Raw genomic sequence first — 21,256 nt, forward strand, 5'->3', positions numbered from 1 at the left:
CGGTTTCAAAACAGTTGAAAAAGAGAGAGCATGCACGTATGTATACTCTTCTCTGCCTGACGTTTATAAAGATTTTCTCACAATGATTTCTCCATCAAGTTGAATGGTCTGGGGTGCACTCTTATCCCCTTCAAGACGCGTCTTGATTTTTTGCATCGCCGCTCTCCCCATCTCATGAGATGGCTGCGCCACCGTAGTGATGCCTGGCCCGATCAGCTTATACCATTCTGTATCATCAAATCCGGCAATGCCTATCTCCTCAGGAATCTTCACCCCAAGATCGACGAGTTCACTGATGAGCTTCAGCATGAGTAATCCATTGCCTGCTAAAATCGCTTTTTTCTGATGGTTTGATTGTAAAAAACGACAAATCTCATCTCGCATTTGTTCCTTTTGCTTTAAATTGATTTCTGCAATCATAGGTGTCTTATGTTGACTCATGGCCGTCTGTTCATAGGCTTCTTTTCGTTCTTCACGAGGACTAATCCCATCAACCGGCTCAGTAAAGAAAGCGATATGTTCGTAGCCTTTTTCAACCATTTGATGAAGTAGACGAGCCGTGATGTCACGGTTATTCGTTGTGACGGTATCGACCTTGAGTTCAGGTAACTTACGGTCAACAAGAACAATCGGTACACCATTTTGCTTAAAGTCTTGCAAAATGTCATTGTTTTGACCCGTCGTATTAATGATCAGCCCTTCAATATAATGCGCATGCAGCTTCAGAAGCATTTCTCGTTCTTTTTCTGGACGATTATCTGTGTTGCACACCATGATGCTGTATCCATATTCATCACAAATCTCTTCCACACCACGAAGTGTCGCAACAGAGAATGGGTTCGTAATATCAGCCACAATAAAACCAATGACCTTGCTCTTTCTTACTTTCAATCCTTGGGCAAGCTGACTCGGACGATAATGGAGCTCCTCAATGGCTTTTTTAATCTTTTTTACCTTTTCAGGAGAAATTTCATTTGTTCTGCCATTGATGTATCTGGATACCGTTGATTTTGAGACACTTGCATATGCAGCAACTTCGTTAATGGTGACTTTCGTTTGCTTTTTCTCTTTCATACAAAAAACTCCCAAGATCGATCTTCTCATTTGTTTCGAAACCGATTTCAAATAAACTTAAAAAAAGCATACCACAAGTTGAACTGTATCAGAAGATTTTTTTCATGAAAATGAAGAAAAAAAGCTTTTATAAAATTAAAGAAAGCGATTTCAAATTAACGGTTGACGCCGCTCTCTTTTTCCTCTAGAATTTTCCTTGAAACCGATACCAAATAAAACAATCATATGTTTCAGATGGAAAGGGAGGCTTATCTCAAATGGAAAATCGTTATGCTGTACATCCTGAGCAGGTCAAGCGTTTTACAACAGAGGAACTTCGTCGTCATTTTCATATTCCGACACTTTTTGTCAGTGGTGAATTGAAGCTGTATTATTCGCATGAGGACCGTGTGGTGATTGGCGGCGTTATGCCGACATCAGAATCGATCAAGCTAGATGCCGGCGACTTTTTACGTACAGAATATTTCCTTGAAAGACGGGAAATTGGCATTGTGAATGTCGGCGGCCAAGGTACGGTTACAGTCGATGGTGAGTCATTTGTGCTGCAGCATAAAGATTTCTTATATATTGGACTTGGACACGAACATGTACAGTTTGCTAGTTCATCAGGTGAGCAGGCCAAATTTTATCTTGTGTCAGCCACCGCTCATAGAGCGTATCCGACACAAAAGGCTGCGATCGCTGAATTAACACCGAATCATTTAGGGGAAGCATCCGCCTCGAACGTACGGAATCTGTATCAGGTCATTCATGCAGACGGCATCCAAAGCTGCCAGCTTATGATGGGCATCACTCAGCTTGAAACCAATAACACATGGAACACGATGCCTGCTCATATACATGACCGGCGGATGGAAGTGTACTTATATCTTGATATAGAGGAAGACGCACGTGTCTTTCATTTTATGGGGGAGCCATCTGAAACGAGACATCTCGTTGTAGCAAATGAAGAAGCCGTCATCTCACCTGCCTGGTCCATTCATTCAGGCTCAGGTACCGCAAATTATTCATTTATTTGGGCAATGGCGGGAGAAAACTATACGTTTAAAGATATGGACTTTGTCCCGATGGACCAGCTGAGGTAATGAGATGACGACGACATCCTATGTAGCGTCCCTCTTTTCCCTCGAAGGCAAAACAGCTCTTGTCACAGGTCCTGGAACTGGAATTGGGCAAGGGATTGCCGTAGCGCTTGCTCGTTCAGGTGCAGATATCATCGGCACCTACCACCATACGCCGCTTGATGAAACAAAAGAACTTGTCGAACAGACCGGCAGATCATTTCATGCGATTCAAGTAGACTTTTCAGATCCTAAGTCCGCAAAGCGGGATGTTGATGCCCTTTTAAAGCAGCACACAATTGATATTTTGATCAATAATGCTGGGACCATTAAAAGAGAAGAGGCCGCTCAATATTCAGAGGAAAACTGGCATACTGTGATGGATGTGAATATCAACAGTCTCTTTTTCCTCACGCAAAAGGTCGGACAGCAGATGCTGCAAAAAGGGCAAGGGAAAATTGTCAATATCGCTTCCCTTCTATCATTTCAAGGCGGTGTCTTTGTTCCCGCTTATACAGCAAGTAAGCATGCTGTCGCAGGTTTGACGAAAGCATTTGCAAACGAATGGGCAAGTCAGCATATTCAGGTGAACGCGATCGCGCCTGGTTATATAGCAACCAATAACACGCAAGCCATTCGTGACGACGCGAACCGGAATGAAGAGATTCTGAAACGAATCCCAGCTGGACGCTGGGGAAGGCCTGAAGATCTAGCAGGTGCCGCCGTCTTTCTCAGCTCCCCTGCCTCTGATTATATGAACGGTCATATTTTAGCCGTAGATGGCGGCTGGCTGGCGAGATAAACATGTGAAGGGAATTCCTATTTTAGGGATTCTCTTTTTTCTATTTGCATAATTCTTCTCCTTCCGAGTCACTCTATAAAAAAAGACATGAGGGTGAGGTATTATGAAAAGTCGTATTGAACAAGATATAGAGTCCGTCATTCAGCGTGTCAAAAGCTTTGCTGGCAAAAGTGATGATATCGTGTTCCACTCTTTTTCATTTGGTCCTTCCGCTGTCTCTGCATGTCTCGTGTACGTTGAAGGACTCACAGAATTTGAGATGCTTTCCAAACAAATCATTTCACCTATGCAAAAGGAACTGACCATCACTGAGGTCGACCACACCACACTTTCTTCCCTTTCTAAAACGTTCTTTGGCATTCAAAATGATGTGCTGGAAGATATGAACCTTGCCATCGAGCAGTTATACAGCGGCAGGGCTATTTTATTTGTGGATAGAGCCACTCAAGCGCTTGCGCTCCATACGAATCTTTTTCAATTTAGAGAAGTAGAGGAGCCGCAATCAGAAGTCCTTGTAAGAGGACCCCGGATTGGATTTATTGAAAATCTTGAAAAAAACACGGCATTGCTTCGTGAAAGAGCAAACGACCCGAACCTTGTCATTCAAAAGGTAAACATAGGTACTCGCAACAAGAAATCTGCTGCTCTTGTGTATGTTCGTGATATCGCAGACCCCAAACTAGTAGATGATGTATTCTCTCGTATGAAGCAAATCAAAATGGATGATATTCCTGAGTCCGGCTATATTGAACAGTTGATTGAAGACAGTCATGTCTCTATTTTTCCGCAGATTCAAAATACAGAACGTCCTGATCGGGTGATTGCCTCTGTGCTAGAAGGAAAGGTGTCTATTTTGCTCGATGGGACGCCCTTTGCCCTCATTATGCCGATGACTCTCACTGCCTTGATGCAATCACCGGAGGATTATTATCAAAGATGGACAAGTGCGACTCTTTTGCGTTTGCTCCGTTATATTGCCGTGCTTTTGACGATCTTTTTACCGGGACTCTATATCGCCCTTGTTTCCTATCATCCTGGTTTATTACCAACACGAATGGCACTTACCATCGCAGGCAGCCGGCAAAATGTGCCCTTTCCTCCTGTAGTGGAAGCCATTTTGATGTCGTTTACGATTGAACTGCTGCGGGAAGCTGGACTTCGTCTTCCTAGGGCGATTGGGCAGACGATTGGACTGATTGGCGGCGTCATTATTGGACAGGCGGCTGTCCAAGCCAATATCGTCAGTGCCTTAATGGTCATTATTGTGTCTCTGACGGCACTAGCCGATTTCACTGCTCCATCATATGATTTCAGCTTTCCCTTACGCATCCTGCGGTTTATGGCGATCTTCAGTTCAGCCATGTTTGGATTATACGGCCTCATCATGTGTTATTTATTTGTACTTTGTCACTTGATGCAGCTAAAGACCTTTGGTTTTGACTATTTCACACCTGTTTTGTCTTCACCGTTTTCAGATTTAAAAGATACGTACGTTCGTTTACCAATAGGGCTATTTAGTACGAGACCGAAAACAGCCAAGACAAAAAATCTCAAAAGACAAGGAGAGTAAACGATGTACAGAGCTGAGAAGCTATCATTGTTACAAGTCACCATTCTGTGCAGTTCTACAATGATAGGCGCTGGAATTTTAACCATTCCACGCAGTTCTGCCAATTCAGGATTCCCTGATGGCTGGATCATTGTATTGATACAGGGAGTCATCTTTGCTTTCGTTGCTTTTTTGCTAGGTTGGATTGCGGAGAAAAATGCACCGGATACCATTTTTGAATCGAATACAAAAGGAGCCGGTGCCTTCTTTGGCACGATTTTTAACCTAATGCTGATCGGTTATTTACTAGCCATTGTTGGTTTTGAGGCGCGTGTACTGGGGGAAGTGGTTCAATTTTTCCTGCTGCAATCGACCCCGATGACCGTGATTGTGATGATTTTTTTACTGGTGGCCACCTATCATTTGAAAAGCGGAATTTTTCCGGTAGTGAAAATGGTGACATATATTTATCCGATGACCATGATCATTTACATTGGGCTCATGCTGTTTAGTTTGAAAATATTTGATTTTGATTACTTACGCCCGGTAATGGCTCACGGGTTTAAAGATTTTAGTAATTTGTTCTCTCAAACATTTATTCAATTTACAGGCTTTGAAGTCATTTTGTTTGTCGTACCGCTTATCTATAAAGACAAATGGTCAAAAGCGAAATGGGCCGCAGCGATCGGTGTAGGGATCACCACACTTATTTACTCCCTCACGCTCTTTATTGTGATTGGTTCCATGACGGTTGGAGAAACGAAATCACTCACCTGGCCCACTGTCTCACTCATTCAAGCGCTAGAACTAGAAGGGGTCTTCATTGAACGCTTTGATATTTTCTTACTGACGATCTGGACGTGCCAGCAGTTTATTTGTATGCTTGGCTTTTTCCAATTTGCGATTAAAGGCTGTCAAACGGTGTTTAAGACGACCAATTTAACGAGACTGCTATGGTTGCTGTTTTTGCTGACCTCAGCTCTCTCTCTTTTTCCGAGAAATATCAATGAAGTCTTTTACTACTCGACTTTACTCGGCTATGCATTATTCGCTGTTTTAGCGATTCCTTTTATAACAGCTATTCTACTCATGATACGTAAAAAATGGGGAGGTCGATCTGCATGAAAGGGTGGCGTTTATTGCTCATCTTTTTGTCTTTCTGTCTTTTGCTTTTATCGACAGGTTGCTGGGACTTAAAGGATATTGAGAAATTATCGTTTGTGCGCGGTGTTGGCATTGACGAGGAAGATGATAACGGAGTCAAACTCACCTATCAAAACCTTGTCCCTAAAATGGGCGGAACACAAGAAGCAGATTCCCCTGGCTATGTGAATGTCGTCTCAAAGGGGAAAAATGTACTGGAAGCAGTCAGCAATGTCGCTTTGAAGGACCCGCCGATTTACAGTGATCACCTCAAAATCTTTTTGTTTGGCAAAAATCAAGCCGAGCATCATGATATTCAAGGAACACTCAACCACTTTATACGAGATGATGAGGTTCGAAGAAGCAGCTACCTCTTAGTGTCACGCCATGAGGCTTCAAAAGTCATCAATCAAAAATTAAAATCACAGCAAAGGGTTCCAGTCGAGCATATTTTTGAAACATCAAAAAACCGGAGCTTTAACGGGAAGATTTTACTGCCAACACGTATTGGCCGAGCGTCGGATTACTTTCAGATGGGTACAAGCTTTCTTGTCCAAAGTGTGGATGTCGTAAACGGAGAACTCACCTATGATGGTGCAGGCATTATCCATGGGAAAACACGAAAGCTGATAGGATTCATACCAGCAAAGGATGTCCAATCTTTAAACTGGGTCATGAATCGTATCTCAGGCGGAGTCGTACCTGCCACCTACAAAGGCTTTCCGATTACGTATGAAATCAAGAAAGCAAAGTCCAAGATTGAACCCTATCTGAAGAACGGAAAGATTTCCTTTAAAATTAGTGTACAAACAAACGGGAAACTATCAGAAGATCAATATCCCCCTGAAAACTCATACGATGAGCAATACATCAAACGATTTGAGCGCATTTTTGAACGCAAAATCAAAGAGCGCATTCAAAAAGCTGTCAATCACATGCAAATAGATGTGGGTGTTGACCCGATTTTTTTAAACCGGCAGGTGCGCATCAAGTATCCAGACTTTTGGGATCAGCACCGCAACGAATGGGATACACTATTTCAAGAAGTAGACATTGCATATGACGTAAAAGTGAGCATTTTGAACTTTGGTGCAGAAGGCGCAACGAAAAACTTTAAATGGTAGCACAAAAGGCGGTCATCCGCCTTAGATGGTTGACAAAGGGCTAAAGTGAACTTTGTTTTAGCCCTTTGTCTTCTTTTCAGCGTGATAGAAAGAAGGACGAGTACCGGAGCAGAGCGAATGAAGGATTCGCGAGCACCGGCGCAGAGGACTGACAAAGAATGCGAGGGTTTGCCTACACGCTGAGGCGGATTACCCGGAGGGGGAACCGCCTTTTTTACGTGCAACGATCAAAAGCTGATAGAGCGTCACTTGATCAGATAATGCTTTTGTTTGAAAGCCAAGTGACTCTCCTACTCTCGCCACTTCGTCAAAAAACAATTGAACGTTTTGATCAATTGGCACATTGATGGGCTGTTCGATCACGCGATGAAATAAATGGTCTGGAAAGAGCGCCCGCATTGTGTTTGGTGTGAAAAATCTCATATGTGTTCGATCTAAAATCCCCACATCTTGATACGTAAAATCACCTGCCATTAAAGGAAGCAGCACTTCCGCATGCATCATATTAGGTAAGCAGCAAATGATGACGCCTTCTGGTTTTAAAGACGCATGCGCTTGAGCAATCATCTGCCATGGATCTGACACATGCTCTAACACATCAGAAAAGATCACAGCATCAAAAAAAGCTTCTTTCTCTGACCAAGGATACTCATCCGCTTTTGTCTCAATCACTTCTTTGTAATACGCCTTTGCCATCTCTGCTTTTAATGCATCCGCCTCTACTCCGTACATGTCAGCGGACTGCCGGTTGATCAGTTCAAGCCCTGTCGCCCCAGCACCGCAGCCAACATCCAGCACACATCTGGCATCCTCAGGGAGCAGTGCTGCAAAATATGGATGGGGGGAGATCAGGTTTAAATCAATACCCCATTTATCTAAAAATCGAAGCCTGTTCTCCGCAAACAATGTAGAGATATTCGTTTCTTCATTGGCATTGAATGTGGCATGACCGTGATGATGTACAAATGAATCATGGACGATTTGCAGCTGGTATCCCTTCAGCAACGAACGCAGACAAAGGTCATCATCCTCAAATGATCCAAATACAAACCGCTCATCAAATAACCCTACATCCTCGATCAGCTCTCTTTTGACCAGCAAACAAAAACCAACAAGTCTGTGCACATATGTTCTTTGACCTTTTTTCGAAGCCGTATATGCCTTCGCAAAGGCAGGAAGCTCCTTCACATCTGTGTAAGATGGCTGAACGAGCTGAGGACCACTCACATAATTGGAGACAGGGCCTACCATGCCAATACGATCTGATGCAAAAAGGGCTTCTCTTAAAGGCAAAAGCCAGTTTTCGGTCACAATCGTGTCGTTATTTAAAAAAAGAAGACTATCTCCTGTTGCCTTTTTCGCCCCTTGGTTACAGCCCTTGGCAAAGCCTTGATTCTTCTCGTTGTCAATCAACACGACATCTTCCAGTTGTCTCACATATTCCTTTGTTCCGTCTGATGAAGCATTATCCACGATAATGAGTTCATATTCATCACGCCGAGTATGCTTCTTGATACTGTCGATACATTTTTTCGTTAGGTGCAGTTCATTGTACGTCAGCATCACAATGCTCGTTTTTCCTTTCATCTCATTTCCACCTTTCGCCCGCCTTTTCCATATGTATGTCATAGGCAGCACGTTCAGAAGATGAGTGATTGTCCTTTCTTGATTAAACGTTTGTTTAACAAAGGAAGACCAGCGGCCTCATGCAGCTGGTCTTTTTTCATACCGTTTCCCCTTCGTCATTCACGACGGCACGGTTTCTCTTTTTTAAATCTTCTTCAATCTCTTCAAGACTTTTCCCTTTCGTTTCTGTGACTAAATATTTCACAAATAAGAAGGCACCTATGCCGATGGCTGCATAAATAAGGAAAAGGTTACTGATGCCAATTGCACTTAACAAGGCTGGGAATGTGAGCGAGATGATCAAATTCCCTGTATGCAGTAGGAAGGTCGATACCCCCGTACCGATTCCCCGGACATGTACTGGGAACAGCTCCGGCAGCATCACCCATACGACCGGGCCCCAGCTGACAGCAAAAATGACGATGAAAAGTCCTAAACATATAATCGTCGTCCACCCTGCAGCTGTTGATCCCTCGAAAAAACGATTGACCACTGCTAGAACTATCAAACTAAGAACCATCCCTACATTTCCAAATAGGAGTAACGCTTTCCGCCCGACACGATCAATGATTTTAATCGCAACAAACGTCATGACAACATTGACTGCACCAATTCCTACAGTTCCTAAAATGGCTGCTGAATCGCCAAAGCCGACACTTGTGAATGTTTTTGGTGCATAATAAATGATCGTATTTGTCCCAATAAACTGCTGTAAAAAGGCTAAACCGACACCAGCAATTAAAGCCGGGCGCACCCATGGTTCGAGTAATTCCTTAAGACCGCCCTTTTCTTCACTTTCTGCTTTTTGAATATCCGCAATCTCGTCTTCAACTTCTTGCTTACTTTGTCTAAGTTTTGACAATATTTCTTTCGCCCGGTCCGCCTGTCCTTGGACAAACAGCCAGCGAGGACTTTCTGGCATAAACAAAATACCACATAACAAGAGCACAGAAGGAACAACGGCAATTCCAAGCATCAGACGCCATGCCTCTGCATCTGCTAAAACGTAGTTCACAATATAGGCAAGAAGAATACCAAATGTGATCATGAGTTGGTTTAATGAGGAAAGTGCCCCTCTTGATTCCTTTGGCGCAAGTTCAGATAAATACAATGGAACAATCGTCGTCGAGCATCCGACAGCAAGTCCTAGCACGATTCGAAATAAGACCATGACCTCCGTATTCGGTGCAAGGGCTGTTCCAAATCCGCCGATAATAAATAAAATGGCTGCGGCGATAATTGCTTTTTTCCGTCCGAATTGATCTGTCAGTTTTCCAGAAAGAGAAGACCCGAGCATCGCCCCGATTAAAATCGAGCTGACCACAAGTCCCTCTGTAAATGCATTTAAACCTAAATCCTCTTTCATAAATAAGATAGCGCCAGAAATGACACCTGTATCGTAACCATATAAGGCGCCGCCAAGTGCGCCGAAGAAATAAAGCCACCCATTCCGATTTTTCATGATCATAACCCCTCTTTTATCTATGTAATGACTGGATGTTTCTCTATGAAAAATCATTTTCCTCACTTCCTGTCATTTCAAACATTTCGATGTTTTATGACAAATATATTTCATTTGCGTATCATTGAAACTTTTTTAGATAAGGAAACGTCAATTAAGCGTTAGTGAAAAAAATGTCGCACTATATCCCGTTTTAAGGTATATTTGTTTTAGTTTGTAAGCATGAAGAAGGACATCTTTACTATAAAATCATAGCGAGGGTTTAAAATATATGGATCAAACAAGAAGTAAACGCAAAGGCAAAAAGCGTTTAAAACCATGGGTGAAAGTCACTCTTTTTATTTTTGGTATTCTTTTACTGACAACCGCTTCTGTCACCGGCTATGCCTACTATAAAGTGACAACAGCTGCTAAAAAAGCACAAGTCTCTCTAGACCGCGGTGCACAATCTGTCAAACGGATTGAAGCATTTGATCCTGGGAAAGACAGCTTTTCTGTCTTGCTGCTTGGCATTGACAGCAGACCAGGCGAAACCGTCAAACAAGCACGAAGCGATGCAATGGTATTAGCGACAGTAAATCGTACGAATAAAACCGTGAAATTATTAAGTATTCCAAGGGACTCATATGTTAATATTCCAGGTCATGGTTATGACAAAATTACACATGCACACGCATTTGGTGATGCAGACCTCACGGTGAGTACAGTTGAGAATTTACTAGATATCCCTGTCGACTTTGTAATTGAAAGTAATTTCAAAGCGTTTAAGGAAATTGTGAACGAATTAAACGGTGTTTCCGTTAACATTAAAGATGAATATGTTGTGAAACAGATTCTTAAAGATACAAAGGGCAAAGTTCAGCTGCAAACGGGTACTCACACACTAGATGGTAATCAAGCTCTCGCTTATGTGAGAACAAGAAAAGCAGACAGTGATCTCATGCGCGGACAGCGTCAAATGGAAGTTTTAAAAGCCATTTTCGATAAATCAAAATCAGTAACGTCCATTCCGTCTTATGACAATATCATAGATACTCTAGGTGATAACGTCTCAACTAACCTGTCAATGAAAGAACTAGTCGGTCTTTTCCCACTACTCACTTCATTGAAATCTGTTGATACGATTCAACTAAAAGGATCTGATTACCAGCCAAATGGCGTTTATTATTACCAATTGGATCAAAACCAACTGAACGAAGTCAAAACGGAATTGAAGAAACAGCTTGAATTATCATAAAAACAGAAAGCGTCCTTTTGGGCGCTTTTTATGTGTTGAAAAAGGTGTTTGCCCTTTTTCTTCTTTTCACCCTGATAGAAAACCTTTGCAGTCTAGGAAGGACGAGCACCGGAGCAGAGCGAATTGACATTCGTGAGCACCGAAGCGCAGGACTGACAAAGAATGCGAGGGTTTGTCTACACGCTAAAAGCGTCCTTTTGGGCGCTTTTTCTTATATCCTTGATCAATTGACCATTTTTGTTTAGCCTTAAAGAGAGGAATCCACAATCCGACTCTTTCATGAGAATGAAGGAAATCGTACATACTTTGAAGAGGCTATTGCATGAATGAAGGAGGATATAACAGCAATGAAAAAGATGATTGCGATTGATTTAGACGGTACACTCTTAAATACGAAAAGTGAAATATCCGCTCAAAACCGGCAAGCATTGATTCGTGCGAAGGAAGCTGGATATATTGTGACCATTTGTACAGGGCGCGCGACTTTTGATGTAAAAGAGCTTCTTGGGGATTTGGACATTCCCATTATTGCGGCAAATGGAGGAACTGTCCATACAGAAGGGTACAAGCTCTTCAGCAGAATCACCCTTGATCAAGAAGCTGGAAGACGTGCTGCAAAGGAATTAGTGGAACGGAACATTTATTTCGAGGTGTATACAGACGATGCCCTCCTTTCCCCATTTGATGGAAAAGAAAAGCTCAAAGCTGAATTTGATATGATCAAAAGCGCCAATCCTAACGAGGATGTAGCTGATTTATGGGCAGGGGCGATGACTCAATTTAAACAGTTTGGCATCAAACCTGTCGATGACATCCGTCAAATTTTTGAGTCGAATGAACCAACTTATAAATTACTATGCTTCTCATTTGATATGAATAAGCTGCAAGAAGCACGAGATCTTCTTTCTAAGATGCCTGAGCTCTCATTGACCTCATCTGGAGAACATATCATTGAGGTATTGCCAAAAGAGTCAGGCAAAGGACATGCCCTCAAGAAACTTGCAGCCCATTATGGCGTAGACCGATCCAATATTTATGCGATCGGTGATAGCCCTAATGATCTATCCATGTTCGATGAAGCAGGACACAGGATAGCGATGGGGAATGCGGTGGATGTCATTAAAGAAAAAAGCACCTATATCACAAAAGGCAACCATGAAGATGGCGTCGCCTATTTTATTGATCTGCTTTTGCAGAATCAATTTCAAGAAAAAAAGACGCTTGTCTGATCAGCGCCTAGTGAGAAGTCGAGAAGTCCGATCTGAGCATCGATCGGGCTTTTTCTTTATTTTTTAATTCTAACAGCCGTCTCATATTTATCCTTCCAATACGTACTTGTTTTCATATTGGTAATGACAACGCCATTTGAAACCGTCACATGAATGACTTGATTTGAACCAGCATAAATGGCTGGCATCAACGAAGTCCCTTTAAAAAAGACAAGATCTCCTGGCTTTAGTTCCGATCGTTTCACAGGTGTACCTGCTTTAACTTGTCCCGGCGCATAGCGAGGCATCTCCATTCCAAGCACTTCTTGATAGATATACTGCGTGAATCCTGCTGTATCAAAGCCTTGCTTTGGGCTCGCACCACCTTTTACATAGGGTACTTCTCCAATATACGTAGCGGCTTTTGATACGACTGGGTCTTCTTTCGCTAGTTTCAGCTCAGTTAATCGTTTCGCACCTGTCCATTTCTCACGCCAATACGATTCAGACAAATAAGAAATCGTCACACTTTCCGAACGGCTCGCATGAATAAAGCGGTCTCCTCCGATGTACATGCCTACATGTGAAATTCCTTTTTTATACGTGTTGCTAAAAAAAACAAAATCTCCAGGGCGAATATCGTCTCGTGCCACTTTCTCTCCAACCATCCATTGCTGCTCAGCACTTCTTGGCAAATAAATCCCAAGTGATTTTTCAAATAAATATTGTAAAAAACCTGAACAATCGAATCCTACTTTTGGATCTGATGCCCCGAATACATAAGGGATTCCTAAATATTTCATCGCATCTTTCACCAGTTGATCATCCGACATCTCTTGGGAGACAGGCAGCCGTTTGACCGCATAGAACCGATCGGTCCAATATTTACTTTTGCTGACATCTGTTTTCACCACCCCTTGACTGAGTGTGATGTGGATCACCTGATCATTTCCAGCGTACAAAGCAACATGTGTTGGGATGTCTTTTGTTTCTTCAAGACTGCGAAAATAGACAAGGTCTCCGGGCTTCGCTTTTTCCCATGATACGCTTTCACCGATTTGGTATTGATCAATCACCTTTCGCGGCAAATCAAATGCACCTGTTGTTTTGTATACATATTGTATAAAGCCAGACGCATCAAAGCCCGTTTTCGGATTGATTCCTCCTTTATGATAAGGCGTGCCTATCAGCGTTTCCGCTTGTTTTAAAGGAGATGTTGTTTGAGCAGACACCTCTGTTTGGGAAATAAACATGAGTCCTACAATGGCACATCCTCCAAGCAGTATTCCTTTCCATTTCATCCTCTCTTCCTCCTTTCTTTTATAGTTTCGACATGACCCCTTTCATTTTACACCTTTTTCCGTCAAAAAAGAGCACGCCTCGCGTGCTCTTTTCATCATCATTTCTTTATTTACTTGCTTCTGCTTTTGACTGCTTTTGCTGTTCGATTTTCTGCATTTCAACCGAGATCTTTTGTTTCTCATGATCGGTGAGGCTGTCACTAAATTTAAAAGCAGACATAAAGACAAAGACTAAAATTAACGCAACAAACGGCCAGCTTGCTTTAAGGAATTTCATTTTTTATCCTTCCCCTCGTTTTCTTTTAATGTTTGAACTTTATCAGAATGATCGACTTCAAAGAAAATATGTCCGTCTTTTTCTTTCCAATCCGCATTCGTGCCATTTGTCAGCATACGGATAATCGATTTTGATTCAAGAGATCCTGCTTTGACTGGAGCAGGTGTCGCTTCTTTGATGTACATTGGAACCACTTCAAATGTCGCTTTTCCATCTTCATTCAGATGATACTGAACAATGGCAGAATCACGTGTTCTTGACCAGCCTTGGTCAAAAATAAAGTTCCCCAAGCTATAGAAGATCGCTGTTCCGTTATAGACTTCCATCGGCTCAAGAACGTGCGGGTGTGCACCGATAATGATATCAGCACCAGCCTTTGACATCGCTCTTGCCAGCTCTCTTTGTCTGTCGTTTACTTCATTGTTATATTCCTGTCCCCAGTGCGCATGAACGACAACGATATCTGCCTTTTCAGCAGCTTGTGAAATCATCGGAATAAAGATAGATGGATCAGCTGGTAGAATACCTGCCTTGCGATTTGTTGCTTTAAAATCTTTTCCATATACATCTGTAAAACCAAGGGTAGCGATTTTAACGCCATTCACTTCTTTGTATGAAATGTTCTGCTTCGCATCATTGACGTTGCGCCCTGCCCCTGTATAATCCATGTCAGCTTTTTCAAAGGCATCAATCGTGTTATTTAAGCCTTTTTCACCGTAGTCTGCTGCATGGTTATTCGCAAAGTTTAGTACAGAGAAATTCAAATCCTTTAACGCTTGTACAGAATCTTCATCTGTTTTCAAATGAATATTCTTTTGTGCTGCCTGTTCCTTATCTGAAGCCACTGGATGCTCAAAATTCCCAGTTACATAATCTGATACATCAAAATACGGCTTCGCATAGCGGAACAGGTGCTGCTTTCCATAACGGTCTGTTACTTTCTCTACATTTCTTCCAAACATAATATCTCCGACAAACGAAGCGGTCAGGATGTTTTCTGGATTCTTTTCTACAGTTGGTACTTGTGCTTTCCCGATAAATGTAAATAGAAATGTACAAGCAATGACAATCGGTAAAGCAATCAGTACGTGTTTATTCGTCTTTTTCTTTTGGTTCTTTGTGATTTTCAGCAGCTTTTCCTGAAAGCTCAATTTTTTATTCATCATTGGACACACCTTATCTTAAAATAGATAGTAAACATACATGATGGCAAATGTTGCACCACTTAGAAGTAATGTGCTTCCAAGGGTAATCGTAAGACCTTGCTTTTGAATCGTATTCGCAATCAATCCAGGCACGATGATTCCGATTCCGCGGAATTCTGCTATTTCAAACGGAACCACTGGATAGAAGAAATCAAATATGAGCTTTAAGGCAATCCCTGTAATCAGCATCGCCGCAAACTTTCTGCGTCCGTACAAAATCATAAATTTCGATAGACCAAAACGAACGATCACATATGTCAGCAAGCTGACAGATAAAACAACTAAAATGAAGACTGGCTGGTTAAAGACGAGTGCCAGATAACCTGGAACAACCAACCCAGCTGGTACGATTCCTGTTTTTTCTGCAAAAATTAAACTGAGTAGAACACCTAAAATTAACGAGATATAAAGATCTGATCCGAACATTTTCTATATTTCCTCCTAGCTGACAAGCTGCTTAATTTTGTATTCTTGAATTTTTTCGATTAAAGGTTCAGCGGCGCCGTGAATATTGCCGACTCCATAAACCACTCGATTATGAAGCTTTTTCTCAAGCATGTTCATAATTTGTTCTGTAGATTGATATTCAAGGTTGTGTAAGTGGTCAGCCGGAATTTTTCCATCCTCAAATGCCTTCACAATTGGATCTGTCGTTTCACCAATTAAGACAAGATCACTTGCTTCAATATAAGGAAGTACATCCTCCGCAAACTGGATCGTTCGATCTACACGATCCGCACGACAGTTCATGATAATAATCGGTTCATCTGTTGGATACCCAATTTCCTTCACACGCTTCCAAATGTTCAACGTAGATGCTGCGTCATTAGCCGCAAATCCATTTACAAAATGTCCAGGTGTTTTTGCATCCATTAATGGAAGAATTCTCATCGCTCCTGGATCAGGCGGCGCATTTAACATGCCTCTGAATGCCGTATCTTCATCAATTCCCAATGCTTGTGCGACACCAAGTGCAAGTGAAGCATTATCCGGGAACACCATATACTCAAATTTCCGTAAATACTCATCGGTAATCTTGGAATTATCTGCAACAATCACTTCAGTATTGCGTTTTTTCGCAATCTCTTTAAAGAAATCTGTATATTCACTATCCGTAATAACCAAGTGCCCATTGTAAGGAATTGTCGCTGTAAAGGCTTCAGCTATTTCATCAAGAGTTGGCCCCATCACATCCATATGATCTTCAAGAACGTTTACGATCACGCCAATATTCGCTTGAAGCAGCTCTTCCTGAAAGATAATTTGGTAATCTGGATTCACCGCCATACATTCACTGACGATGGCATTTGCTCCTCTTTCAACGGTTTCTCTCATAACTTCTTTCTGCTCTCCGATATTTGGTCCTTGCGGTTTCCTTTTAATCGGTTTCTCTTCTGGCGTATCCCAATAAATCATTCTTGCATCCGTTCCTGTTGTTTTGCCGACAGTTTTATAACCTGCCTCCATTAAGATACCGGTTGTCAATCTTGTAACGGTAGACTTTCCGCGTATACCATTAATATTGACGCGTACCGGCAGGGCATCGATATTTTTCTGATGACGCTTCTTTTCAATAAAGCCAATCCCTAACATGATGACACAGGCTATAACGATTAACCACATCGCTTATCTACATCTCCTTTTTTTATGAGTGTGATATGTAAATTCAATCAACAGTATATAGGTTCAGCATAAAATCACAATCGGTATTATGTAACATAATCTTTCACTTCCTCGTATGCCAAATTCCTCTAAACAGAAGGCGTAATTGCCTATCTCACGCTCAAATGAAAAGGCCAAAAGACGGACAAAATGACGCCTGATTTTCTGCTCAGAACAAGAGAAAGCGTTACCATCAAACAGTGAAAAATCTTTTGTCCTTTTCTCCCTAAATTTTTCGACAATTATTAAGATGTATTTTGAATCAATGTTTTAAAGCCCTTTCATCTCTACGAAATCAGTCATATCAGCGCTTTAAATGAATAGTGCGTGTTTTAGAATATTTTATATTTTTAAATGAACAGGTTAGAAAGTCATCCTCATCGGTCAGAACGCTATGTGTTGACCTATGACAAAGGTCACCTGTCAAAAAATCAAGTCATCTGCTTATTTTCAGGTCACAAAAAATTGGGATAAGATGTCAAAGATTAATCATTTTGTTATAGCCTCTCTTTACGATATTCACTCCTTATGACCTAAACAATGAAACATTATTCATTTCTTTTTATCAAGATTCATCATTTCTTAACATTTTTAATGTGATTTTAGTTGAAAGTTGTCGGTTCGTGTCATGCTTTCCCCAAAGATGACGCATAAAATCATCTTCTCGGCTTACACTATGGTTAAAAAATCTGTGAGAGGAGGCTAAAGATGCCAAATACGAATGAGCAAACACGCTTACACTTTTTATCAGGCGGTTTTGAGGAAAAGATTCGGATTCTGAACAAAGCATTTCAACAAAGCGCTGATTTTGAATACCGGGAATTGATGGTGAATGAAACGAAATCAGTGCTGTTTTTTATTAAAACTAGAGTCGATGAAAGCAAATTAAACGACTTCATTATCGGCAACTTGCTCGGTCCTCCTGGAAAACAGGACTATGCAAAATCTCTTAGTTCACTCGAAACAGGTGACTTGACGCTGATTGTCGACAGCATTATTGCCGGAAGTATTGCCTTCCTTGATGAAAAATCCGCACAGATCAAAATATTTGCTGTTGGGCAGCCGCCGCTGCGTTCCATTTCTGAACCTTCTTCTGAAAGTATTATTGCAGGCGCACATGATGGGTTTGTTGAGAGTTTAGATACCAATTTATATTTGCTGCGTTCACACTTAAATGATCGAAAACTTGCAATCCAGTATCATAAGGTCGGTACAAAATCTGAAACAAAGGTTGCAACGGTTTATATTTCTGATATTGCCAATCAAGAAAAGATAGATGAGGTTAACAAACGAATTTCTTCTATTAAAGTAGACACGCTGCTTAGCCCCGGTTCTATTGTAGAGGCGATTGAAGATGATTCGTATTCCATCTTCCCGCAGCTTATTGACACAGAACGACCTGACAAAGTGAGATCTGCCATTCTTGAAGGAAGAATTGTCGTCTTAATGGATGGCAGCCCAATGGCTATCATTTTGCCTATTACGTTCTTTAGCTTCTTTCAATCACCAGATGACTATAATAGCCGCTGGATTCCGGCTACATTTATTCGTATTCTTCGTTATATTGCCTGTATCATCGCTGTGATTTTGCCTTCTTTTTATATTGCAGTCATCGGCTTTCATTATGAGGTAGTCCCGGATGAATTAGCGATTACGATGAAAAATTCCATTATCGGCATTCCTTTTCCGCCGTTAATTGAAGCAATGCTGATGGAGATTACGATTGAGCTCATACGAGAAGCAGGGGTGCGACTGCCAAAGCCAATTGGTCAGACGATTGGGATTGTAGGCGGTTTGGTGATTGGAGACGCTGTGGTAAAAGCTGGACTCATTTCGAATGTCCTTGTCATTGTTGTTGCCGTGACAGCTGTTGCATCCTTTGTCCTCCCATCCTTTGAAATGACGTCCACCATTCGTATGCTTCGTTTCCCTCTCATGTTTATGGCATCGATGTTTGGGTTTATTGGCATTTCATTCGGCCTGTCGATCGTATTGATGAATTTATGCCGCCTCGAATCACTAGGTGTCCCGTACTTATCACCAGTGGCTCCATTTAACTGGCAGGACTTAAAAGATACTGTGATTCGATTACCGATGTGGATGTACAAAAAGCGCCCTGTTTACTTAAATCCAAAAAAGAAAGAGCAAATTGAAAATTTGAGAGGATGGAAAAATAAAGATGAAAAATAAAATATCTCCACCTCAAGCTGTCTTTTTTATCATTCAATCTCAAATTGGTGTCGGTATTTTAGCTCTCCCCCATTTGCTGATGAAAGACATGGGACACGATGGGTGGATGGCGATTATCTTAGCCTGTTTTTTCATTCAAATCATTAACACCATTTTTATTTACATCATTCAGAAGTATCCTGATACATCATTTTTCCAAGCCTTAATTGAAGTGTTCGGAAAATGGATCGGCCGGACATTGGTGGCACTATATACGTTATACTTCGCCTCCGTCTGCATTGTTGTTTTATCCATTTTCACAAGAATTCTTGGCATTTGGGTGCTGCCGCTCACACCAAATTGGGTCATTAATCTATTACTGATGATCTCCATCATTTACATTGCAAAGGAGCAAATTACGGCGATTGTCAGGTTTAACTTCATTTTGACGCCCTTTTTGCTCATGCTGTCTCTCTTAATGCTCTATTCATTAAAAGGAACCAATATCGACTACCTCATGCCCTTTTTCCAAGTGGACGTTTCTCAAGTTTCACTCGGATTAAAGGACGTCGTTCTATCTATGAATGGGTTCGAGATGATCCTCATTATCTCTCCATTGATGAAAGGAACCATTAAGGAACGATATAAAGTCATGACCATTGCCAATATATGCACGACGCTTTACTACCTATTTATTACATTGATTTGTTTTATGTTCTTCAGTCCGATTGAGCTCAATATCATTCCCAACCCAGTTCTTTATCTACTAAAAACCATTTCGTTCGGTGTGATTGAACGGACGGATTTAATTTTCCTTAGTTTCTGGGTATTTGTCATTTTAGCTACACTCAGTAATTACCTTTACTTTTGTGCGAATGGCGTGGCAAGTATTCTTAAGAAAAAAGAACACAAAAAATATGTCTTATATTTTGCCATTTTGATTTATGCGGCTAGCTGTTATCTTGCAACCGATAATTTTAGAATTCAGCGTTTTAATGATTTTACCACCATCGCTCAATATTCATTTATTTACACACTCCCAATCTTTATGGCCATTATCATCTTTATCAAACATCGCAAAGGGAAGGTGAAATCACATGCGTCATAAGTACATACTGACGTTGCTCATGTGTGTTTCTCTCATATTCATGCCTGGCTGCTGGGATCAAAATTTATTAAAGAACATCTCTCTTGTGTTAACCTCCGCTGTTGATCAGGGAGAGGATGAAAATGCAAGATACTCGATTACTTATCGAAAGGTGCAGCAGTCTCAAAGTATGGAACAAGGAAATACAGGTAGCTTTTTAACCACTCTTCTCACAACGGAAGCCCCTACTTTAAGAAAAGCGAGAACCAACTTCAGCCGGATAGTGGATCAAAAAATAGACATGTCGAAAATGCGGGTGATGCTGATCGGTGATGAATTTGCGCAAAAGCGTCTTCTGCCCTACTTAGATATGTTTTATCGTGATCCAAAAAGCCCTCTCCTTGCAAACCTTGCCGTTGTTCAAGGGGGAACCTGTGAAGAATTGATAAACGCGCTGCTCAAGGAGAAACTCATCGTGAGTGACTATTTAAATAACTTGATCACAACCGCATCCCGCTCCTCCCAAGTAGCACCTAAAAACATTCAAAGTATTCGATCTAAAATGCTCCAAACTGGAGAAGACTTCACACTGCCGTTGATTCATTTCGATCAATCGAAGAAATTAATCAGTGTAAAAGGGGTTGCTCTATTTGATAATGAGAAGAAGAAAGGCGAGTTGTACGGTCAAGATGCAATTCTGCTCACCGTCATGGACGGAAAAATGGGCAAATATGCCAACTTCACAAAAAAAGTGAGAAGCGACATGAAGTCAAAAGAAAACAATTACATCACCATCCAAGTCACTGATGTGAAGAGAGACATCGAGATTCTGAATCCTGATCATCGAAACTTAACATACTCACTCAAATTTGAATTTAATACTTCTGTCCTTGAGTACCCAAAAGATAATCTAGATACAGACAAAAAAATTGAAATGCTGAACAAAAGACTTTCAACCATCTTAACAAAAGAAGCAGAAAAAATTGTTGCTACATTACAAGAAGCAAATTCTGACGTCTTAAGCCTCGGCAGAAAATACAGAGTCAGACATTATGATGAGTATATGAAAATGAATTGGGTCACCGATTATCCAAAAGTGAAGATCATCCCAAAAATCAAAGTGAACATTACCCAAACGGGCATTATTAGTTAAGAAAAGGAAGACGCCCTCTTTCTTTTCTTTTTTTATTTTTTTAAGATTGTCTTTTTAATGCTTTCGTGATAATCTATCTATGTAAACGGTTACACATCAAAGAAGGGAGGCACTCC

The 21,256-nt window shown here is 41.3% G+C and carries 18 protein-coding genes; 10 read left to right on the plus strand and 8 right to left on the minus strand.

Annotated features, from left to right (window positions below; genetic code table 11):
* Positions 1–63: 63 nt before the first annotated feature.
* Positions 64–1,074, minus strand: a complete 1,011-nt coding sequence (locus tag V7L95_RS04915; RefSeq protein ID WP_098680714.1) for a LacI family DNA-binding transcriptional regulator — start codon at positions 1,072–1,074, stop codon at positions 64–66.
* Positions 1,075–1,331: 257 nt separating this feature from the next.
* On the opposite strand from V7L95_RS04915, the gene kduI reads away from it, so the two are divergent.
* From kduI to V7L95_RS04940, 5 genes are all read left to right on the plus strand, one after another.
* Entirely contained in the window at positions 1,332–2,159 is an 828-nt protein-coding gene (gene kduI / locus V7L95_RS04920) for a 5-dehydro-4-deoxy-D-glucuronate isomerase (RefSeq protein WP_048001909.1), read from the plus strand.
* A gap of 4 nt (positions 2,160–2,163) precedes the next feature.
* On the plus strand, positions 2,164–2,937 hold the full coding sequence (gene kduD / locus V7L95_RS04925) for a 2-dehydro-3-deoxy-D-gluconate 5-dehydrogenase KduD (RefSeq protein WP_340968314.1): 774 nt from the start codon (positions 2,164–2,166) through the stop codon (positions 2,935–2,937).
* A 103-nt stretch (positions 2,938–3,040) separates the two neighbouring features.
* Complete coding sequence (locus V7L95_RS04930; protein ID WP_340968316.1) at positions 3,041–4,507, plus strand: spore germination protein; 1,467 nt, start codon at positions 3,041–3,043, stop codon at positions 4,505–4,507.
* A 3-nt stretch (positions 4,508–4,510) separates the two neighbouring features.
* Positions 4,511–5,611, plus strand: coding sequence for a GerAB/ArcD/ProY family transporter (locus tag V7L95_RS04935; RefSeq protein WP_072367375.1), 1,101 nt, complete (start codon positions 4,511–4,513; stop codon positions 5,609–5,611).
* Positions 5,608–6,753: a Ger(x)C family spore germination protein gene (locus V7L95_RS04940; RefSeq protein WP_340968319.1), complete on the plus strand. Its 1,146-nt coding sequence runs from the start codon at positions 5,608–5,610 to the stop codon at positions 6,751–6,753. Before V7L95_RS04935 ends, V7L95_RS04940 begins: the two co-directional genes overlap by 4 nt.
* A 189-nt stretch (positions 6,754–6,942) precedes the next feature.
* On the opposite strand, the gene V7L95_RS04945 is transcribed toward V7L95_RS04940, so the two are convergent.
* Positions 6,943–8,340 (minus strand): bifunctional glycosyltransferase family 2 protein/class I SAM-dependent methyltransferase, encoded by a 1,398-nt coding sequence (locus V7L95_RS04945; RefSeq protein WP_108611042.1) that lies wholly within the window; start codon positions 8,338–8,340, stop codon positions 6,943–6,945.
* Between the two features lie 136 nt (positions 8,341–8,476).
* Positions 8,477–9,841, minus strand: a complete 1,365-nt coding sequence (locus tag V7L95_RS04950) for a sugar porter family MFS transporter (RefSeq protein ID WP_100218329.1) — start codon at positions 9,839–9,841, stop codon at positions 8,477–8,479.
* 271 nt (positions 9,842–10,112) lie between these two features.
* Between V7L95_RS04950 and V7L95_RS04955 the strand changes: the two genes are divergently transcribed.
* The gene (locus V7L95_RS04955; protein ID WP_035389731.1) at positions 10,113–11,078 is read left to right on the plus strand and encodes an LCP family protein; all 966 of its coding nucleotides are present in this window, start codon (positions 10,113–10,115) and stop codon (positions 11,076–11,078) included.
* A 347-nt stretch (positions 11,079–11,425) separates the two neighbouring features.
* Positions 11,426–12,307, plus strand: a complete 882-nt coding sequence (locus V7L95_RS04960) for a Cof-type HAD-IIB family hydrolase (protein ID WP_017360002.1) — start codon at positions 11,426–11,428, stop codon at positions 12,305–12,307.
* A gap of 56 nt (positions 12,308–12,363) precedes the next feature.
* On the opposite strand, the gene V7L95_RS04965 is transcribed toward V7L95_RS04960, so the two are convergent.
* From V7L95_RS04965 to pgsB, 5 genes are all read right to left on the minus strand, one after another.
* Entirely contained in the window at positions 12,364–13,587 is a 1,224-nt protein-coding gene (locus V7L95_RS04965; RefSeq protein WP_017368176.1) for a C40 family peptidase, read from the minus strand.
* A 106-nt stretch (positions 13,588–13,693) separates the two neighbouring features.
* Positions 13,694–13,864, minus strand: coding sequence for a hypothetical protein (locus V7L95_RS04970; RefSeq protein WP_008343253.1), 171 nt, complete (start codon positions 13,862–13,864; stop codon positions 13,694–13,696).
* Entirely contained in the window at positions 13,861–15,027 is a 1,167-nt protein-coding gene (locus V7L95_RS04975; protein WP_017360004.1) for a CapA family protein, read from the minus strand. The genes V7L95_RS04970 and V7L95_RS04975 overlap by 4 nt, the downstream gene beginning before the upstream one ends.
* An 18-nt stretch (positions 15,028–15,045) precedes the next feature.
* Positions 15,046–15,495, minus strand: coding sequence for a poly-gamma-glutamate biosynthesis protein PgsC (pgsC, locus tag V7L95_RS04980; protein WP_007497520.1), 450 nt, complete (start codon positions 15,493–15,495; stop codon positions 15,046–15,048).
* Between the two features lie 15 nt (positions 15,496–15,510).
* Entirely contained in the window at positions 15,511–16,692 is a 1,182-nt protein-coding gene (gene pgsB, locus V7L95_RS04985; protein WP_007497522.1) for a poly-gamma-glutamate synthase PgsB, read from the minus strand.
* A gap of 747 nt (positions 16,693–17,439) precedes the next feature.
* Here pgsB and V7L95_RS04990 point away from each other — a divergent pair.
* The 3 genes from V7L95_RS04990 to V7L95_RS05000 are packed head-to-tail and all read left to right on the plus strand — an operon-like array spanning position 17,440 to position 21,140.
* Positions 17,440–18,921 (plus strand): spore germination protein, encoded by a 1,482-nt coding sequence (locus tag V7L95_RS04990; protein WP_048001903.1) that lies wholly within the window; start codon positions 17,440–17,442, stop codon positions 18,919–18,921.
* A complete protein-coding gene (locus tag V7L95_RS04995; protein WP_008343263.1) occupies positions 18,911–20,008 on the plus strand; it encodes a GerAB/ArcD/ProY family transporter in 1,098 nt (365 codons plus the stop codon). The genes V7L95_RS04990 and V7L95_RS04995 overlap by 11 nt, the downstream gene beginning before the upstream one ends.
* Positions 19,998–21,140, plus strand: a complete 1,143-nt coding sequence (locus V7L95_RS05000; protein ID WP_008343264.1) for a Ger(x)C family spore germination protein — start codon at positions 19,998–20,000, stop codon at positions 21,138–21,140. Before V7L95_RS04995 ends, V7L95_RS05000 begins: the two co-directional genes overlap by 11 nt.
* Positions 21,141–21,256: the final 116 nt, after the last annotated feature.

It is taken from the genome of Bacillus sp. PPSBB_11, from assembly GCF_038023285.1.
Lineage (GTDB): Bacteria > Bacillota > Bacilli > Bacillales > Bacillaceae > Bacillus > Bacillus altitudinis.

What these genes read in the sequence shown, in the direction of transcription:
- V7L95_RS04915 (WP_098680714.1), bottom strand. Translation starts at nt 1,074, where the DNA reads ATGAAAGAGAAAAAGCAAACGAAAGTCACCATTAACGAAGTTGCTGCA.
- kduI (WP_048001909.1), top strand. Translation starts at nt 1,332, where the DNA reads ATGGAAAATCGTTATGCTGTACATCCTGAGCAGGTCAAGCGTTTTACA.
- kduD (WP_340968314.1), top strand. Translation starts at nt 2,164, where the DNA reads ATGACGACGACATCCTATGTAGCGTCCCTCTTTTCCCTCGAAGGCAAA.
- V7L95_RS04930 (WP_340968316.1), top strand. Translation starts at nt 3,041, where the DNA reads ATGAAAAGTCGTATTGAACAAGATATAGAGTCCGTCATTCAGCGTGTC.
- V7L95_RS04935 (WP_072367375.1), top strand. Translation starts at nt 4,511, where the DNA reads ATGTACAGAGCTGAGAAGCTATCATTGTTACAAGTCACCATTCTGTGC.
- V7L95_RS04940 (WP_340968319.1), top strand. Translation starts at nt 5,608, where the DNA reads ATGAAAGGGTGGCGTTTATTGCTCATCTTTTTGTCTTTCTGTCTTTTG.
- V7L95_RS04945 (WP_108611042.1), bottom strand. Translation starts at nt 8,340, where the DNA reads ATGAAAGGAAAAACGAGCATTGTGATGCTGACGTACAATGAACTGCAC.
- V7L95_RS04950 (WP_100218329.1), bottom strand. Translation starts at nt 9,841, where the DNA reads ATGAAAAATCGGAATGGGTGGCTTTATTTCTTCGGCGCACTTGGCGGC.
- V7L95_RS04955 (WP_035389731.1), top strand. Translation starts at nt 10,113, where the DNA reads ATGGATCAAACAAGAAGTAAACGCAAAGGCAAAAAGCGTTTAAAACCA.
- V7L95_RS04960 (WP_017360002.1), top strand. Translation starts at nt 11,426, where the DNA reads ATGAAAAAGATGATTGCGATTGATTTAGACGGTACACTCTTAAATACG.
- V7L95_RS04965 (WP_017368176.1), bottom strand. Translation starts at nt 13,587, where the DNA reads ATGAAATGGAAAGGAATACTGCTTGGAGGATGTGCCATTGTAGGACTC.
- V7L95_RS04970 (WP_008343253.1), bottom strand. Translation starts at nt 13,864, where the DNA reads ATGAAATTCCTTAAAGCAAGCTGGCCGTTTGTTGCGTTAATTTTAGTC.
- V7L95_RS04975 (WP_017360004.1), bottom strand. Translation starts at nt 15,027, where the DNA reads ATGAATAAAAAATTGAGCTTTCAGGAAAAGCTGCTGAAAATCACAAAG.
- pgsC (WP_007497520.1), bottom strand. Translation starts at nt 15,495, where the DNA reads ATGTTCGGATCAGATCTTTATATCTCGTTAATTTTAGGTGTTCTACTC.
- pgsB (WP_007497522.1), bottom strand. Translation starts at nt 16,692, where the DNA reads ATGTGGTTAATCGTTATAGCCTGTGTCATCATGTTAGGGATTGGCTTT.
- V7L95_RS04990 (WP_048001903.1), top strand. Translation starts at nt 17,440, where the DNA reads ATGCCAAATACGAATGAGCAAACACGCTTACACTTTTTATCAGGCGGT.
- V7L95_RS04995 (WP_008343263.1), top strand. Translation starts at nt 18,911, where the DNA reads ATGAAAAATAAAATATCTCCACCTCAAGCTGTCTTTTTTATCATTCAA.
- V7L95_RS05000 (WP_008343264.1), top strand. Translation starts at nt 19,998, where the DNA reads ATGCGTCATAAGTACATACTGACGTTGCTCATGTGTGTTTCTCTCATA.